The organism is Kitasatospora sp. LaBMicrA B282 (assembly GCF_050325825.1).
Taxonomy (GTDB): domain Bacteria; phylum Actinomycetota; class Actinomycetes; order Streptomycetales; family Streptomycetaceae; genus Kitasatospora.
This window is the reverse complement of record NZ_JBNQTI010000188.1, coordinates 1-15,640: the sequence shown is the minus strand read 5'-3', so window position 1 is coordinate 15,640 and position 15,640 is coordinate 1. Positions and strand designations below refer to the sequence as shown.

Below are 15,640 nucleotides of genomic sequence, written 5' to 3'. Positions count from 1 at the left end.
GCCCGGGCGGCCGCCGTCCCGGCCACCCGGGCGGCTGCGGCCGGGCCGGCCGCGCTGGGCGCCGCCCGGGTCCCGGACCAGGGGCCGCACCAGGCCGGGATCGTCCAGCCGCCGCAGGCCCGGGTGCAGCTGGCCGCCTTCGACCTGGCCCCGAACGCCGGGCGCGGCGGGCTGCAGGCGCTGCTGCGGCAGTGGAGCGCCACCATCGCCCGGCTGACCGCGGGCGAGCCGGCCACCGGCCACGAGAACCAGATCGCGCTGGACGCCGGCCCCTGCTCGCTGACCGTCACGGTCGGCTTCGGGGCCAGCCTGTTCGACAAGACCGGCCTGGCCGACCGCCGCCCGGCCGCACTCGCCCCGCTGCCGCCGTTCCCGCTGGACGCGCTCGACCCGGCGCGCAGCGACGGCGACCTGATCCTCCAGGTCGGCGCGGACGACGCGCTGGTCGCCTTCCACGCGCTGCGGGTGCTCCAGCAGCAGGCGGCCGGCACCGCCGCCCCGCGCTGGCAGATGACCGGCTTCGCCCGCACCCCGGGCGCCACGCCCGCGCCGATGACCGGGCGCAACCTGATGGGGCAGGTGGACGGCACCAACAACCCCAAGCCGACCGATCCGGACTTCGCCGCCAAGGTCTTCGCCACCGGCCCGGACTGGATGGCGGGCGGCTCCTACCTGGTGCTGCGGCGGATCCGGATGCTGCTGGACGACTGGGAGAACCTCCCCACCGACCGGCAGGAGCGGTTCGTCGGGCGGCGCAAGTCGGACGGCGCACCGCTCTCCGGCGGCACCGAGACCACCCCGGTCGACCTGGCCAAGCAGAACCCGGACGGCACCCTGGCGATCCCGGCCGACGCGCACGTCCGGGTCGCCGCCCCGGCCGCCAACGGCGGGGCGGCCATGCTGCGCCGCGGCTTCTCCTACGCGGACGGGGTGCTGCCGGACGGCTCGCCGGACGCCGGGCTGCTCTTCCTCGCCTGGCAGGCCGACCCGGCCCGCGGGTTCGTCCCGGTCCAGCAGAAGCTGTCCCGGGCGGACGGGCTCTCCCGGTTCCTGAAGCACGAGGCGAGCGGTCTGTTCGCCGTGCCGCCGGGGGTCGGCGGCGCCGGCGGCTACCCGGGCCAGGCGCTGCTGGAGGGCTAGCGGCGCCCCTGGGACCCGCTCGCGGCGGCGGCCGGGCCCGGGGCGGGACCAGTGTGCGGACCGGGCCCCCGCGGGGGCACCGGAGTGGCTATGGTGGCTGGTCTGATACCGGTTCACATAGTCACGGAGGCTCGGCCATGTCGGCGACCCGCTACACCTACCTCGGGCCGGCCGGCACCTTCACCGAGGCGGCCCTGCACACGCTGCCCGAGGCCGCGACCCGGGAACTGGTGCCGCTGCCCTCGGTGCCCGCGGCGCTGGACGCGGTGCGGGCCGGCGAGGCGGCCGGTGCCTTCGTGGCGATCGAGAACTCGGTGGAAGGCGCGGTCACCGCCACCGCCGACGAGCTGGCCACCGGCTCGCCGCTGATGATCTACCGCGAGGTGCTGCTGCCGATCACCTTCGCGCTGCTGGTCCGCCCCGGCACCGAGCTGGCCGACGTCAAGACCGTCACCAGCCACCCGGTGGCCCAGCCGCAGGTGCGGCGCTGGATCGGCACCAACCTGCCGGAGGCCCGCTGGGAGGCCGCGGCCTCCAACGCGGACGGCGCCCGGCTGGTCCAGGAGGGGCAGGTGGACGGCGCCTTCGCCGGCGAGTTCGCCGCCGCGCTCTACGGGCTGCACCCGCTGGTCACCGACATCCACGACGCCGAGGCCGCCACCACCCGGTTCGTGCTGGTCGGCCGGCCCGGTCGGGCCGCCTCGCCGACCGGCTGGGACAAGACCTCGATGGTGGTCTGGCTGGGCGACAACCACCCCGGTGCGCTGCTCGAGCTGCTGCAGGAGTTCGCGGTCCGCGGGGTCAACCTGATGCGGATCGAGTCCCGGCCGACCGGTCAGGGCCTGGGCAACTACTGCTTCTCGATCGACTGCGAGGGGCACCTGACCGAACGCCGGGTGGCCGAGGCGCTGATGGGCCTGAAGCGGATCTGCCCGCGGGTGCGGTTCCTCGGCTCCTATCCGCGCGCCGACCGGCGGGACGCCACCCCGCGCCGCGCCGGCTCCTCGGACGAGGACTTCGTGGTCGCCGCCGACTGGCTGGCCCGCTGCCTGGACGGGCGCGGCGAGGACTGAGCTCGGCCGGAGAAGCACTCCCGCCAACCGCCGGACAACTGCGGGACGCCTTTCGGACATCTCCCCGAAAGGCGTCCAAAGCGCCGTCCACAGGCCGCTCTGCGGGTCCGATCGCCATCCACAGCCTGGCCTACCGGCCAGTTATCCACCGGTTATCCACAGGCCTGGGGATGAGTCGACAAACCGGCTTAGCCACTCCCAGGTCCACTCCGATCATCGGTTAGCCGACCAAAACGGACCGATCACACCAGAGTCACCCTTCTCCTGAGAAGTCACCTCTCCGAGTGGTGGAATTCCTTCCACCGAGATGGCGGATCGAGGTTTGAAACCTGGAAAGCCGGTTTTGATCCGGCGAACTTTCCGGGATCTCGGAAATCCACAGGCGACACGAACCGCCTGTGGACAGTGACCCACAGTGGATCACTGGGGGCTGGTTATCCACAGGCTTGGGCGAGTTATCCCCAGCCGGTTCCGGCCCCGGTAGGCTTGGGCCCGTGATTGACCTTCGCCTGCTCCGTGAAGACCCTGACCGAGTGCGCGCCTCGCAGCGCGCCCGTGGCGAGGACGTCGACCTGGTCGACGCCCTCCTCTCTGCCGACGAGCGCCGCCGGTCCTCGGGCAGTCGCTTCGACGAACTGCGCAACGAGCAGAAGGTGCTCGGGAAGCAGGTGCCCAAGGCCCAGGGCGAGGAGAAGGCCGCCCTGCTCCAGCGCACCAAGGAGCTGGCCGCCGAGGTCAAGGCCGCCGACGCCGAACAGGGCGAGGCCAAGGAGGAGGCCGAGCGGCTGCTGCGCTCGCTGGCCAACCTGCTCGACCCCGCCGCCCCGATCGGCGGCGAGGAGGACTTCGTCACCCTCGAGGAGATCGGCACCCCGCGCGACTTCGCGGCCGAGGGCTTCGAGCCGCGCGACCACGTGGAGCTGGGCCAGTTGCTCGGCGCCATCGACATGGAGCGCGGGGCCAAGGTGGCCGGCGCCCGTTCCTACTACCTGACCGGCCCCGGCGCCCTGCTGGAGCTGGGCCTGGTGAACATGGCGATGGCCCAGGCCACCGCGCTCGGCTTCATCCCGATGATCACCCCGGCGCTGGTCCGCCCGGCCGCCATGGACGGCACCGGCTTCCTCGGCCAGGCCGCCGAGAACGTCTACCACCTCCCCCAGGAGGACCGTTACCTGGTCGGCACCAGCGAGGTCCCGCTCGCCGCCTACCACATGGACGAGATCCTGGAGGCCGACCGCCTCCCGCTGCGCTACGCCGGTTTCTCCTCCTGCTTCCGCCGCGAGGCCGGGACCTACGGCAAGGACACCCGCGGCATCATCCGGGTGCACCAGTTCGAGAAGGTCGAGATGTTCGTCTACACCACCCCGGAGGAGGCGGAGACCGAGCACCGCCGCCTGCTCCAGTGGGAGAAGGACTTCCTCAACGCGCTGGAGCTGCCCTACCGGGTGATCGACGTCGCCTCCGGCGACCTCGGCGCCTCGGCCGCCCGGAAGTTCGACATCGAGGCCTGGATCCCGACCCAGGGCAAGTACCGCGAGGTCACCTCGACCTCGAACACCACCGAGTACCAGTCCCGCCGGCTGTCCATCCGGATGCGCGAGGACGGCAAGGTCCGCCCGCTGGCCACCCTCAACGGCACCCTGGCGGCGGTCCCCCGGCTGATCGTGGCCATCCTGGAGAACCACCAGCAGGCCGACGGCTCCGTGGTGCTGCCGGCCGCGCTGCGCCCCTTCCTGGGCGGCCGGACCACGCTGGACCCGGTCAAGTGACCGACGGGCTGCCGTACCGCCTGATCGCCACCGACCTGGACGGCACCCTGCTCGACCCCGCGGAGACGGTCACCGACCGGACCCGCGCCGCCCTGGCCGCCGCGACCGCGGCCGGGGCGGTCCACGTGATCGTCACCGGCCGGGCCGTCACCTGGGCCCGGCCGGTCTTCGAGGCGATCGGCTACACCGGCACCGCCGTCTGCGGCCAGGGCGCCCAGGTCTACGACGCGGGCAGCGACCGGCTGCTCACCTCGCTCACCCTGGACCGCCAGCTGGCCAGGCTCGCGCTGGCCAAGCTGACCGCCGAACTCGGCCCGCCGGCCGTCGCGGCCGCCCGGGACGGCCTGGACGGCGCCGTGCTGGCGCTGCCGACCTACCGGCTGATGGGCAGCGGCGAGCTGCCGCTGACCGTGGTGACCGATCCGGCCGAGCTGTTCGCCGCGCCGATCGGCAAACTCTTCGTCCAGCACCCCGACCTGACCACCGACCAGCTGACCGAGGCCGCCCAGCGGATCATCGGCGACCTGGTCACCGTCACGATGGCCGGCGAGGGCATCGTCGAGCTGCTCCCGCTCGGGCTCTCCAAGGCCACCGGGCTGGCCGTCGCGGCCCGCCGGCTGGGTCTGAAGGCGGCGGACACCATCGCCTTCGGCGACATGCCCAACGACCTGCCGATGTTCCGCTGGGCGGCGCACGGGGTGGCGATGGCCGGCGCCCACCAGGAGCTGCTGGCGGTCGCCGACGAGGTCACCGCCGGCAACGACGCGGACGGCGTGGCGCTGGTGCTGGAGCGGCTGTACGGCACCTGACGGCGGGTCGGCCGAGGCCGTCCGGTCCGTCGTCCGGTCCGTCGTCCGGCCGACCGGCGCGCCGACGGGCCGTCAGCCGCTGTAACTGAGGTTGGCGCAGGGGTCGTCGTCGGCCGAGCGGGCGCCGTCGCTGATGGCGGACGGCAGCGGAGCCGGCGCCGCGGGCGTGCCGGGCGCGGCCGCCGCCCCGCCGGCCGTCGCCGCGAAGTCCTTCCCGAGCACCAGGTCGAGCCCGGCCCCGGCGCTCTTCTGCAGGGTGGCCCCGGGGAAGAGCTGCGCCAGTTGCCGGGCCGCCGCGGCCTGGGCGGCGCCGTACTCGATCACCGTGCCGTCGTGGTCCTGCGCGGCCGCGTTGGCCACGCCGGCCACCGCGAAGCCGGCCGACCTGAGCCGGGCCGAGGCGGCCTGGGTCAGCCCCGCCGTGGTGGTGCCGTTGTAGACCACCACCCGGGCACCGGCGCCGTTCACCACCGGCGGGCTCGACGCCGGACTCGAAGCCGGGCCCGACGCCGGACCAGACGCCGGACTCGACCCCGCACCCGCGCTCGGCACGTCGGCCCGCTGCCCACTGGCGTCCTGGCCGTCCAGCGTGCGGTCGGCCTTGAGCGCGGCCCAGAGCCGGTCGCTGTCCGGCTGCACCCAGGCGACCCGGGGGCCCTCGAAGCGCCAGGGCACGGTGACGAACTTGACGTCGTGCAGGTCGATGTTCTTCATCGACAGCCCGAAGGAGAGCAGCTTCTGGGCCGAGGCGAGGTCCGGGTCGACGGTGACCGACCTGGTCGCGGCGTCGGCCAGCGGCAGCAGCGTGGTGGGGTCCATCCCGTCGCCCTTGACCTTCTTGATCAGCGCGGCGAGGAAGGCCTGCTGACGCTGCATCCGGCCGATGTCGGAGCCGTCGCCGATGCCGTGCCGCACCCGGACGTAGTCCAGGGCCTGCTGCCCGGAGACGGTCTGCAGGCCCTTGGCGAAGACCTGCCCGCCCTTGTGGCCCAGGTTGGGGTTGAGGTCGCCCTGGTAGACCGCGTTCGGCACGCAGACCTGGACGCCGCCGACCGCGCTGGTCATCGCGGCAAAGCCGGCGAAGTCCACCACCAGGGTGTGGTCCACCCGCAGGCCGGTCAGGTGCTCCACGGTGTTCTGGGTGCAGGCGGGGTTGCCGGCGTCGGTGTTCCCCATCGAGAAGGCCGCGTTGAACATGGTGTTCGGCTGCTTCCTGGTCCACTTCCCGTTGACCAGGCAGGGCGGGATCTCCACCAGCGAGTCGCGGGGGATCGAGATGCCGACGGCGTGCCGGTGGTCGGCGTAGACGTGCAACAGGATCGTGGTGTCCGAGCGGGCGCCGTCGTCCCCGCCGCCGCCCAGGTCGCCGTTGCCGCCGCCGCGCGAGTCGGAGCCGATCAGCAGCACGTTGATCGGCTTGTTGCCGTTGGCGTCCGCGGTGGCCGCCGGCGGGCGGTCGGCGGCGATGCCCGCCTTGTCGAAGCTCCTGATGTTGGCGTTCAGCTTCAGGTAGACCGCGCCGGCCGCGCCGCCGCCGAGCAGCACGGCCCCGGCCGCGGTCCAGACGACCAGCTTCTTCCGGCCGAGCCGGCCGCCCTTGCGCCTGCGGCCGGCGGCGGTCCGGCGCGCGGCGGCCCGGCCACCGCCGGGGCCGGCCGGCTCCCCGCCCGCGGGACCGTGGTCGGACGTCCGTGCCCGCTGGTCTGCCATCCGCTCTCCCCTCCACTGCCGCCTCAGCGGAGCATACAAAGGCGTCATCGCCACGCCTTGACCGGGTCTTGACTTGCTCTATTGCTTAACTATGCAATCGAAGCGCCACCATGCGACCCGAGGGGTCAGTTGTAGGATGACCGGGCAAGAGGTTGTAGGATGACCGGGCAAGGACACGGGTCGAGCAGGGCGGGGACGGAGGTGGTGACGGTGAGCGGCAACAGCGGCGCACTGCACGCCGCCGGCCGGCGCTCCCTGGTGGACGCCGCGATCGAGCAGCTGCGCGAGCAGCTCGCGGCCGGCAGCTGGACGGTGGGCGAGAAGATCCCCACCGAGCACGAGCTGGCCGAGCGGATGCAGGTCGGCCGCAACACCGTGCGCGAGGCGATCCGGGTGCTGGTGCACGCCGGCATGCTGGTCACCCGGCAGGGCGAGGGCACCTTCGTGCGCAGCACCAGCGACCCGGCGGCCGTGCTGCGCGGCGTGCAGCGCTCCGGCGTGCGCGACGTGCTGGAGGTGCGAGCGGCCCTGGAGGCCGAGGCGGCCCGGCTGGCCGCGCTCCGGCACACTCCCGAGGACCTGCGGCGAATGCGCGAGGCGCTGGCCCGCGAGGCCGAGGTGATCGCCGCGCACGACGAGCGGACCGGCCGCGAGGCCACCGTCGAGCACGACCTGGAGTTCCACACCGCGATCGTCGAGGCCGCCCACAACCCGGCGCTGACCGAGGTCTACCGCTACTTCGGCGCCTCGGTGCGCGAGGCGATGCGCACCGCCTTCGGCGACCACGAGATGCCCGAGGTGGTCGTCGCCACCCACGCGGCGCTGGTCGACGCGATCGAGAGCGGCGACCCCGACCGTGCCGAGGCCGCCTGTCGCGCCCTGCTGGCCGAGCCCACCGCGGCGGTCGAGCAGCTGCTGGCGGAGTTCGCCGCCCGGAAGTAGTCGGCGGCCGTCCGGCCCACCGCGTCGCCCGCTCCCCAGCGCGGGCGCGCGCCCGGCCGAGCCCGCCCCCTCCTGCCCCTTTCACCCTAGAAATGGCACCACCATGTCCGTCACCCGGGCCCAGCAGTCGCTGCCCACGTCCGCCGTCCCCGTCCGTTCCCGGCTCGCCCACCCGGCGCTGCTGCTGCTCGGGATCGTGCTGGTCGCGCTGAACATGAGAGCCTGCCTGGCCGCCGTCTCGCCGATGGTCGGGGAGATCCAGCGCACCTTCGGCCTCTCCTCGACGGTCAGCGGGCTGATCACCACGGTGCCGGTGCTCTTCCAGGGCGTGGGCGCGCCGCTCACCCCGCGGCTGACCCGGCGGTTCGGCACCGAGCGGGTGGTGCTGGGCGCGGTGCTGGTGCTGGGCGCCGGCGTGCTGCTGCGGGTGCTGCCCTCGGTGGTGGCGCTGTACGGGGGCTGCGTGGTGATCGGGGTGGCCATCGCGGTGCTGAACGTCTCGATGCCCGGACTGGTCAAGCGCGAGTTCCCGGACCGGGCGGCGGCGATGACCGGCGTCTACTCGACCACCATGCTGGTCGGCGCCACCCTGGCGGCCGGCAGCTCGGTGCCGCTGGAGCACGCGCTGGGCGGCGGCTGGCGGGCCTCGCTCGGTGCCTGGTCGCTGCTCGCCCTGGTGGCGGCGGTGGCCTGGCTGCCCCAGGTGCTGCGCAGCCGGCAGGCCGCCGCACCGGCCGCGCCCGCCGCGGCAACTGCCACGGGTGCCGCGGGTGCGCCGCTCGCCAAGCCGATCGCGGGCCTCTGGCGGCTGCCGCTGGCCTGGCAGATCAGCCTCTTCATGGGCGTCTCCTCGCTGATGGTCTACACCCTGGTCGCCTGGATGCCGACGATCCTGGCCTCGCACGGGATGAGCCGGGACCAGGCCGGTCTGGTCTTCGCGTTCAGCAACCTGGTGCAGGTGGCCGGTGCCTTCCTGGTCCCGCTGCTGGCCGGCCGGCTCACCCGGCAGCGTGCCCTGGCGGTGACGATGGCCGCGCTGAACGCGGCCGGCGTGGCGATGCTGCTGATCGCCCCGGTCTCCGGGGCCTGGGCCGCCGCCGCGGTGCTGGGCCTGGCCCAGGGCGGCTCGCTCGGCCTCGGCCTGGCCTTCATCGTGCTGCGCACCGACACCGCGGCCGGCGCCGCGCAGCTGGGCGGCATGTCGCAGGCGATCGGCTACCTGATCGCGGCGGCCGGCCCGGTCGGCGGCGGTGCGCTGCACCAGCTGACCGGCGGGTGGAGCGCGGTGCTGGTGGTGCTGCTGGTGCTGGCCGGCGTGGTGGGCGTGGCCGGCTGGGGCGCGGGGCGCAACCGCACGCTGTAGCGAGTGCGCGATCTCGCAGTGCTGGAACGGCCGACCGGGACTTCCCGGTCGGCCGTTCCACGTCATCCAGCCGTGCCCCGCCTCATTCGGGCGTGCTCAGCCTCACTCGGCCGTGCTCAGCGTCAGCCCGGCCAGCCGGTGCGCGGCCAGCGCGGTGGCACAGCCCGTGACCAGCAGCAACAGCGGCACCGCCACACCGACCGCGACGTCGGCGGTGATCGTGCCGGGCGCGGCGATCGCCTTGGCCAGCGACAGGCCCCACTGCTGGACGCTCAGCGTCCGCGCGCCCTTCACGAAGTTGCCGACCAGGCTCTCCCAGATCAGCGCGTAGGCCAGCCCGATCACCACGGCGTTGCGGGTGACCACGCCGAGCAGCAGGAAGAGCGCACTGTACGCGGCACCGGCGACCAGGGCGGCCACCGTGTAGCCGAGCGCCAGCCCGTCCCGGGTGCCGTTCAGGATCAGCCCCGCCAGCAGGGTGGGCACGGCCGCGAAGACCCAGCAGCTGAGCACCGCCACCGCGAGCTTGGTGGTGACGATCCGCCACCGCGGCAGCGGCTTGGCCAGCAGGTAGACGATCGAGCCGTCGTCGATCTCGGTGGCGATCACGCCGGTGCCCACCACCAGCCCGAGCAGCGGGACCAGGGTGCCCAGGCCCAGCGTGCCCAGGATGTCGCCGGTCACGGTGCGCCGGTCGGCGCCGGAGCCGCCGGCCAGCACGGCGAGCAGCACCAGCAGCACCGGGACGACCAGCAGCAGCAGCGCCCGCCGCCGGCCGAGCAGACCGCGTACGGTCAGCCGCGCCACGGTCAGGTTCACGATCTTCCAGCCCTTCGGAGAGTTGAGCAGGTCAGGAGTTCACCAGGTAGGAGAAGACGCTCTCCAGCGACTCGTCCGCCGGGGAGACGGTGTAGAGCCGGATGCCGGCCTCGGCGGCCACCCTGGGCAGCAGGGTGGTGAAGCCCTGGAAGTCGATCGCCTGGATCCGCAGCGCCCGCTCCTGCCAGTCCAGTTCGATCCCGGCCGTGGAGCCGTCGGCGATCAGCGCCGCGGCGAGCCGGCGGTCGTCGCTGGAGCGGACCAGGTAGCGGTGCGGCCGGTCGGTCATCAGCCGGCGGATCCGGCGGAAGTCGCCCGAGGCGGCGTGCCGGCCGGCCACCATCACCTCGACGTGCCGGGCCAGTTGCTCGACCTCCTCCAGGATGTGCGAGGAGAAGAGCACCGTGCGCCCGTCGGCGCCGAACCGGCGCAACAGCTCCATCAACTGCAGCCGCTGGCGCGGGTCCATCCCGTTGAACGGCTCGTCCAGCAGCAGCACGGCCGGGTCGTGGACCAGCGCCGAGGCCATCTTGACCCGCTGCTTCATGCCCTTGGAGTAGGTGCCGGTCCGGCGGTCCTGGGCGGGCTCCATCTCGACCAGGGCCAGCGCCCGCCGGGCCGCCGCGCCGGGGTCCGGCAGGCCGTGCAGCTCGGCGTTGGCGAGCACGAACTCCCAGCCGGTCAGGTAGTCGTACATCGACTCCCGTTCCGGCACCAGGCCGATCGCCCGGTAGACCTGCTGGTTGCGCCAGATCGGCGCGCCGTCCAGCGTGACGCTGCCCGCCGAGGGGCCCAGGAAGCCGCTCATCAGGTGGATCAGGGTGGACTTGCCGGCGCCGTTGGGCCCGAGCAGACCGGTCACCCCCGGGCCGATGGTCATCGAGACGTCGTTGACCGCGACCACGTTGCCGAACCACCGGGAGACCTTGTCGATGGTGATGACTGCCATGACGGGCCCTCAGATCTTCCGGTACCGGCGCAGCAGCAGGGCGTAGGCCCCGGCAGCGATGACGACGATCTCCAGCCCGTAGACCACCGCACCGAGCGACCCCGGCGTGCCGCCGAGGTCGCCGGCGAGCCCGCAGAGCTGGTTGGTGAAGCGCGCCACCACCTCGTCGGGCGCCAGCAGGTAGGCCCAGCTGCTGTTGTCGGTGCCGACCTGGTGCGCCCCCTGGGTGAGGGCGACCACGATGTTCGCCACCAGGCCGCTGACCACCAGCACACCCATGATCGCCGCCACCCCGAAGCCGCGCCGCGGGGTGGCCGCCGCGATCACCAGGCCGACGGCCGCGAAGACCACCGAGTAGAGCAGCGCGGCGAGCAGCCCGATGGCGAAGTGCTCGGTGTTGCGGGCCGGGTCCAGCCCGCCGAGCAGCGCGCCCAGGTAGAGCACCAGCAGCGGCAGCACGGTGACCACCAGCAGGGCGACCACCAGGGCCGCCGCCTTGGCCCGGACGTAGTCGGCGCGGGTGATCGGGCGGGAGAAGTAGAGCGGCACGGTGGCGTGCCGCAGGTCGCGGGAGAGCAGCACCGGGGCCTGGGCCGCGGTGAAGATCTCCACGAAGAGCAGCCCGACCCCGGCCAGGTACCGCGGGTAGTCGGTGGCGAGCTCGGTGCGGCTCTCCATGATCGTGATCGCCACCAGCACCGCGGCCGGCAGCGTGACCGCCGCCAGCATCAGCATCGGCAGCACCTTGGCCCGGGCCGAGCGGCCCAGCCCGAAGGCGGCGCGCAGGCTCTGCACGAAGAGCGAGCGGGTGGCGTAGCCGCGGCCGAGCCGGGGGCCCTGGTAGCCGCGGTAGCCGATGTCGTGGATCACGCCCTGGGTGGTGGCGGCGGTGGCGGCGCCGGCTGCTGCGGCGACGACGGCGCGGGGCGGGTCGGCGGGCAGGTCGGACGGGGCGGTCATCGGGGGCCTCCGGCCGGCTCGGTGAAGATCTCGGCGACCCGGTGCCGGCGCTGCTCCAGCCGGACCAGGCCGAGGCCCAGCCCGGCGACGGTGTCGCGGATCAGGTCGTAGGTGTCGTCGTCCGCCAGCTCGACCAGCAGCAGGTGCGCGCCGTCGCTGCCGACGGTCAGCCCGGCGGCGGTCAGCCGGTCGTGGACCAGCTGTTCGGCGGTGCCGTCGGGATTGTCCGTGACCTCCACGGCGAGCAGCCGGGTCGCCTCGGTGAACGCCGCCGTGCTGGAGGCGCGCAACAGCCGGCCGCCGTCGATCACCACCAGGTGGTCGCAGGTCCGCTCCAGCTCACCGAGCAGGTGCGTGGTGACCAGCACCGAGATGCCGAACTCCTGGTGCACCCGGCGGACCAGGCCGAGCATCTCCTCCCGGCCGACCGGGTCGAGCCCGTTGGTCGGCTCGTCGAGCAGCACCAGGCGCGGGTCGTGGACCAGCGCCTGGGCCAGCTTCACCCGCTGCTTCATCCCGGTGGAGTAGCCGCCCATCGGGCGGTAGCGCTCCTCGTGCAGGCCCACGTGGCGCAGCACGTCGGCGGTCCGCTCGCGGGCGGCGGTGGGCGGCAGGCCCGCCATCCGGGCCATGTGCACCACGAACTCGGTGGCCGAGACGTCCGGCGGCAGGCAGTCGTGCTCGGGCATGTAGCCGACCAGCTCGCGGATGGCGGGCCCGTCGGTGGCGATGTCCAGCCCGAGCACCCGGCCGCCGCCGGAGGTGGCGGGCGCGAGCCCGAGCAGGATCTTGATGAGCGTGGACTTGCCCGCCCCGTTGGACCCGACCAGCCCCACCACGCCCGACGGCACCTCAACGGTGAGCTGGTCGAGCGCGGTGACGGTGGCGAACCGCTTGGTGAGGGCGTCCGTTCTGATCACAGGGGGTGCGGTGGACACATCACCGAACCTAGCGCCGAAGGGCGCCCGGGGGAGCTGACCAAGGGCGTGGGTTTCTCTCCTGCTCCAGGATGACGTCGGGTCAGGCGTCCCCTAGGGGTCGCCCGCGGTCGGGGGCGGGATCGGCCGCGGTCGAGGTGCAGGTCAGCCCAGCCGGTCAGCCCGGCAGGTCAGCCCAGCAGGTCGCCCTGGAGCAGCACCACCTGACGGAACGCCTGGTCCGGCACCCCGCGCGGATTGGTCATCAGCACCGTCGCCACCACGTCGCCGGCGCCGAGGTAGCCGACCTCGGCCGTCGACGGCCGGGTGGGTGCCGCGCCGGGCGGCGGCGGGGTCCGCCGGGAGGCGGCGGTCACCGAGGCGCCCAGGTCGAAGCGGTCGGCCCCCTCGACGCCCTGCGGGACCGCCTTCGGGCTGCCGCGCTCGGTCAGGCCCTGGTAGAAGTCGCCGCCCTCGGCCGCCGAGCCGAACCGGAGCAGCCAGATCTCGGTCCGGGTGCCGTCGGTGGCGGTCCAGACCCGGGTGGCCGCCTGCCGGCACGCGTCGGTGGCGAGCAGGACGGGCAGTCGGGCCGCGTCGTCGTGCAGCCGGGCGTAGTCGGCGCACGGGGGCGTGCCGGCGGTGCCGGGGTCGGTGGCCTGCCGCGGGGCGGGGAGCACCAGGGCCGGCAGGTCGGCGTAGTGCCGGTGTTCGGCGTCCGGTGCGCTCGGTGCGGGCGCACCGGACGGCAGCGGGGGCAGGGTGAGCGGGGCGAAGCCGTACCGTCCGTCGCCCGGCGTGGCCAGCCCGGGCAGGCTGCCACGCGCGGCCTCGGTCACCGAGGCGGCGGTCGCCGCGCCGGAGGCCAGCAGGAGCAGCGCGGCGGCGCCCCAGCGCAGCACGGCGACGCGACGCGGGCGGGGCGTGGTCGGGTCGGGCGGGGTCGGGTCGGGCGCGCCATCAGTCGTACCAGCGGGCGTACCGGCGGGCGTGGCGTCGGTCGTGTCGTCGGGCGTGGCGCCGGTTGTGTCATCGGTCATGCCGGGCCTCCGGGCAGGGCCAGTCGCCGCAGTTGCTCGTGGAAGAGGGCGACGGCCTCGCCGAGCGGCAGCGGCGCGACCCCCTCGACGTGCATGGTCACCAGCAGGTCGCCGGCCTGCGCCGTGCACTGCAGGCCGTCGAGCGGCGCGGCCGGGTCCAGCTGCGGCTGGAAGCAGCGGGCCTCCGGGTGGTCGGGCACCAGCGGCCCGTCCCGGAACAGCCCCGGGTCAGCCGCCGGTGCCCCGGTGAGGGCGGCCCCGGCCTGTGTCGACGGCTGGGCGAGCTGGTCCAGCCAGAGGGTCGCGGCCAACCGGCCGTCGTCCGTCCGGTAGCTGCGCACGCCCGCCGCTCGGTCGCCCGCGGCCTGCAGCGCCGACTTCACCGCAGCGCGCTGGCCCTCGGGCAGCTCCTTGACCAACTCGTCGAGATGGTTGCCGAGTTGGTCAGCAGTCAGCTCGGTGTCGTCGCCCTGCCCGGCGTCGTCGGGTCCGAGCGTGAAGCCGGCGGGGACCGGGAGCAGCAGGTCGCGCAGCGAGCCGAAGTGGACGCCATCCGGCCCGACCCCGAACGCCGGCCGGCCGGCAGTCGCGGCCGAGGTGGGGGCCGGGATGGGGGCCGACGTGGGCGCCGGCGCTGCGCGGGGCGGGGTGGGGGCGGACCGGTGCAGGATGCCCAGCCCGAGCCCGACGCCGGCCAGCAGGGCCGCCGCGGTGGCGCCGGCCGCGATGGCCACCCGGCGCGCGGGGTGGTGGACTCGGTCGCTCATGCCAGCCGCTCCCACTGCTGCTCGGCCAGGTCGCGGACCCGCTCCGCCGGCAACTGCGCGCTCCCGTAGGCCGTCACGCTCACCACCAGGTCGCCGCGCCGGGTCACCGCCGAGGCGTCGTAGAACTGCTCGTCGCTCTCGAAGTAGCTCGCCGGCCGGCCCGCCGCACGGTAGCCGCCGGCCAGTCCGTCCGGGAACGGCGTCCCGGCGCGCCGGGCGGCGTCCACGCGGTCCACGGCCGAGCCCGCGCGGTCCGGGAAGTACTGGATCAGCTGCACCCGGTACTTCACCCCGTCCTGCTGCCAGCAGGTCATCACGGCCCGCCGGAAGCCGGCGGTCAGCAGCGTCTCGAAGGCGCTCGCCGACCCGCCGCTCTCCCGGGCCAGCTGGCTCGCGCTCTCCCAGTCGCCGGGGGTCGCGATGCCGTAGTCGTCCCAGGCCTGCGCCCCGGCCGGCACCGGCAGCAGCAGCGGGCGCAGGTCACCGTCGACGGCCGCCGGGGTGGGTGCGGGTGCGGGCGTCGCCGACGCCGCTGGGGCCTCCAGGGGCGCGGCGGGGTAGCGGGGTGCGGACGCGGGGCGCAGCGGCGGCAGCGGGGTCGGCGGGCGGCCCGCCTGGATCGCGTAGCCGACCCCGCCGCCGAGCAGCGGGCCCAGCAGCAGCGCGCCGGCCACCAGCACCCGGCTGCGGGGGCGCGGGCCGGGATCAGCCACCGGTGCCCAGCCGATCGTGCTGGCGCTGCATCGCGTCCGCCAGCAGCGCCTGGTCCGGCGCGCCCTTCACGTACACCCGCACCTCGTACTCCACGTCGCCGACCCGGCTCACCCCGACCAACTCACCGGTGAACGCCTGCTGGTCGGGCTTGAAGAGGAACCCCTTGGCGGCGTCGTCGCCGGCCACCGGAACCGGGGTGCCCTGGGCGTACCCGGCACCCTGGGCGAAGGCCTTGGCGTCGTCGCCCGAGGAGAACCGCATCAGCTGGGCCTCGACCTCCGACTGCCCGTCGCCGCTGCGGTACCGGCGGTAGGCGGCCTCCTGGTAGCCGTAGGAGGTCAGGACCTGCTGGGTGTCGGCCGGCGTGCGGTAGTTCTTCGCGAGGTCGGCCACGGTGAGCGCGGTGCCGTCCTGGTCGCCGTAGGGCTGGGCGCCGGCCGGTACCGGGAGGAGGAAGAAGCGCAGGTCACCGCCGTGGGTGTCGCCGCTGACCGTGCCGTGCAGCGGGCTCGCCGGCGACGGTGCGAGGGTGAGGCTGGGCAGCGGCACAGGGGTCGGGGTCGGAGTCGGGGTGTGCACCGAGCGGGGCAGCGGAGAAGGGTGGGCCGACGGTGCGCAGGTACGGGCGAGCGGGGGGCGGGGTGCTGGCGGTGCTGGCGTTCTGGATC

General features: G+C 74.4%; 15 protein-coding genes. 6 read left to right on the top strand and 9 right to left on the bottom strand.

Annotated elements, in window-relative coordinates; genetic code table 11:
* From ACQRUO_RS33730 to ACQRUO_RS33715, 4 genes are all read left to right on the top strand, one after another.
* Positions 1-1,140 (top strand): Dyp-type peroxidase (locus tag ACQRUO_RS33730; RefSeq protein ID WP_428319953.1); only part of this gene is annotated, 1,140 nt, incomplete at its 5' end.
* 137 nt (positions 1,141-1,277) lie between these two features.
* The gene (gene pheA / locus ACQRUO_RS33725; RefSeq protein ID WP_428319952.1) at positions 1,278-2,213 is read left to right on the top strand and encodes a prephenate dehydratase; all 936 of its coding nucleotides are present in this window, start codon (positions 1,278-1,280) and stop codon (positions 2,211-2,213) included.
* 494 nt (positions 2,214-2,707) lie between these two features.
* On the top strand, positions 2,708-3,982 hold the full coding sequence (gene serS / locus ACQRUO_RS33720) for a serine--tRNA ligase (protein ID WP_428319951.1): 1,275 nt from the start codon (positions 2,708-2,710) through the stop codon (positions 3,980-3,982).
* Positions 3,979-4,791, top strand: a complete 813-nt coding sequence (locus ACQRUO_RS33715; RefSeq protein WP_428319950.1) for an HAD family hydrolase — start codon at positions 3,979-3,981, stop codon at positions 4,789-4,791. Before serS ends, ACQRUO_RS33715 begins: the two co-directional genes overlap by 4 nt.
* A 72-nt stretch (positions 4,792-4,863) precedes the next feature.
* Here the strand turns inward: ACQRUO_RS33715 and ACQRUO_RS33710 are convergent, their stop codons facing one another.
* Complete coding sequence (locus tag ACQRUO_RS33710; RefSeq protein WP_428319949.1) at positions 4,864-6,501, bottom strand: LCP family protein; 1,638 nt, start codon at positions 6,499-6,501, stop codon at positions 4,864-4,866.
* Between the two features lie 210 nt (positions 6,502-6,711).
* Here ACQRUO_RS33710 and ACQRUO_RS33705 point away from each other — a divergent pair, with 210 nt between their 5' ends.
* Positions 6,712-7,443 (top strand): FadR/GntR family transcriptional regulator, encoded by a 732-nt coding sequence (locus tag ACQRUO_RS33705; RefSeq protein ID WP_428319948.1) that lies wholly within the window; start codon positions 6,712-6,714, stop codon positions 7,441-7,443.
* 103 nt (positions 7,444-7,546) lie between these two features.
* The gene (locus tag ACQRUO_RS33700; RefSeq protein ID WP_428319947.1) at positions 7,547-8,806 is read left to right on the top strand and encodes a CynX/NimT family MFS transporter; all 1,260 of its coding nucleotides are present in this window, start codon (positions 7,547-7,549) and stop codon (positions 8,804-8,806) included.
* Positions 8,807-8,908: 102 nt separating this feature from the next.
* Here the strand turns inward: ACQRUO_RS33700 and ACQRUO_RS33695 are convergent, their stop codons facing one another.
* The 8 genes from ACQRUO_RS33695 to ACQRUO_RS33660 all read right to left on the bottom strand — a co-directional run bounded on the left by ACQRUO_RS33695 (position 8,909) and on the right by ACQRUO_RS33660 (position 15,521).
* The gene (locus tag ACQRUO_RS33695) at positions 8,909-9,628 is read right to left on the bottom strand and encodes an ABC transporter permease (RefSeq protein WP_428319954.1); all 720 of its coding nucleotides are present in this window, start codon (positions 9,626-9,628) and stop codon (positions 8,909-8,911) included.
* Positions 9,629-9,656: 28 nt separating this feature from the next.
* Entirely contained in the window at positions 9,657-10,574 is a 918-nt protein-coding gene (locus tag ACQRUO_RS33690; RefSeq protein WP_428319946.1) for an ABC transporter ATP-binding protein, read from the bottom strand.
* Between the two features lie 9 nt (positions 10,575-10,583).
* A complete protein-coding gene (locus ACQRUO_RS33685; RefSeq protein ID WP_428319945.1) occupies positions 10,584-11,534 on the bottom strand; it encodes an ABC transporter permease in 951 nt (316 codons plus the stop codon).
* On the bottom strand, positions 11,531-12,454 hold the full coding sequence (locus ACQRUO_RS33680; protein WP_428319944.1) for an ABC transporter ATP-binding protein: 924 nt from the start codon (positions 12,452-12,454) through the stop codon (positions 11,531-11,533). Before ACQRUO_RS33680 ends, ACQRUO_RS33685 begins: the two co-directional genes overlap by 4 nt.
* Before the next feature lie 188 nt (positions 12,455-12,642).
* The gene (locus ACQRUO_RS33675) at positions 12,643-13,491 is read right to left on the bottom strand and encodes a hypothetical protein (protein WP_428319943.1); all 849 of its coding nucleotides are present in this window, start codon (positions 13,489-13,491) and stop codon (positions 12,643-12,645) included.
* The gene (locus ACQRUO_RS33670) at positions 13,488-14,258 is read right to left on the bottom strand and encodes a hypothetical protein (RefSeq protein WP_428319942.1); all 771 of its coding nucleotides are present in this window, start codon (positions 14,256-14,258) and stop codon (positions 13,488-13,490) included. The genes ACQRUO_RS33675 and ACQRUO_RS33670 overlap by 4 nt, the downstream gene beginning before the upstream one ends.
* Complete coding sequence (locus ACQRUO_RS33665) at positions 14,255-14,971, bottom strand: hypothetical protein (RefSeq protein WP_428319941.1); 717 nt, start codon at positions 14,969-14,971, stop codon at positions 14,255-14,257. Before ACQRUO_RS33665 ends, ACQRUO_RS33670 begins: the two co-directional genes overlap by 4 nt.
* Positions 14,964-15,521, bottom strand: a complete 558-nt coding sequence (locus ACQRUO_RS33660) for a hypothetical protein (RefSeq protein WP_428319940.1) — start codon at positions 15,519-15,521, stop codon at positions 14,964-14,966. The genes ACQRUO_RS33665 and ACQRUO_RS33660 overlap by 8 nt, the downstream gene beginning before the upstream one ends.
* Between the last annotated feature and the right edge of the window lie 119 nt (positions 15,522-15,640).

Excerpts from the sequence above, each read along its gene's own strand:
- ACQRUO_RS33675 (WP_428319943.1), bottom strand. The coding sequence starts at position 13,491 with ATGACCGATGACACAACCGGCGCCACGCCCGACGACACGACCGACGCC.
- ACQRUO_RS33670 (WP_428319942.1), bottom strand. The coding sequence starts at position 14,258 with ATGAGCGACCGAGTCCACCACCCCGCGCGCCGGGTGGCCATCGCGGCC.
- ACQRUO_RS33710 (WP_428319949.1), bottom strand. The coding sequence starts at position 6,501 with ATGGCAGACCAGCGGGCACGGACGTCCGACCACGGTCCCGCGGGCGGG.
- ACQRUO_RS33685 (WP_428319945.1), bottom strand. The coding sequence starts at position 11,534 with ATGACCGCCCCGTCCGACCTGCCCGCCGACCCGCCCCGCGCCGTCGTC.
- ACQRUO_RS33690 (WP_428319946.1), bottom strand. The coding sequence starts at position 10,574 with ATGGCAGTCATCACCATCGACAAGGTCTCCCGGTGGTTCGGCAACGTG.
- pheA (WP_428319952.1), top strand. The coding sequence starts at position 1,278 with ATGTCGGCGACCCGCTACACCTACCTCGGGCCGGCCGGCACCTTCACC.
- ACQRUO_RS33700 (WP_428319947.1), top strand. The coding sequence starts at position 7,547 with ATGTCCGTCACCCGGGCCCAGCAGTCGCTGCCCACGTCCGCCGTCCCC.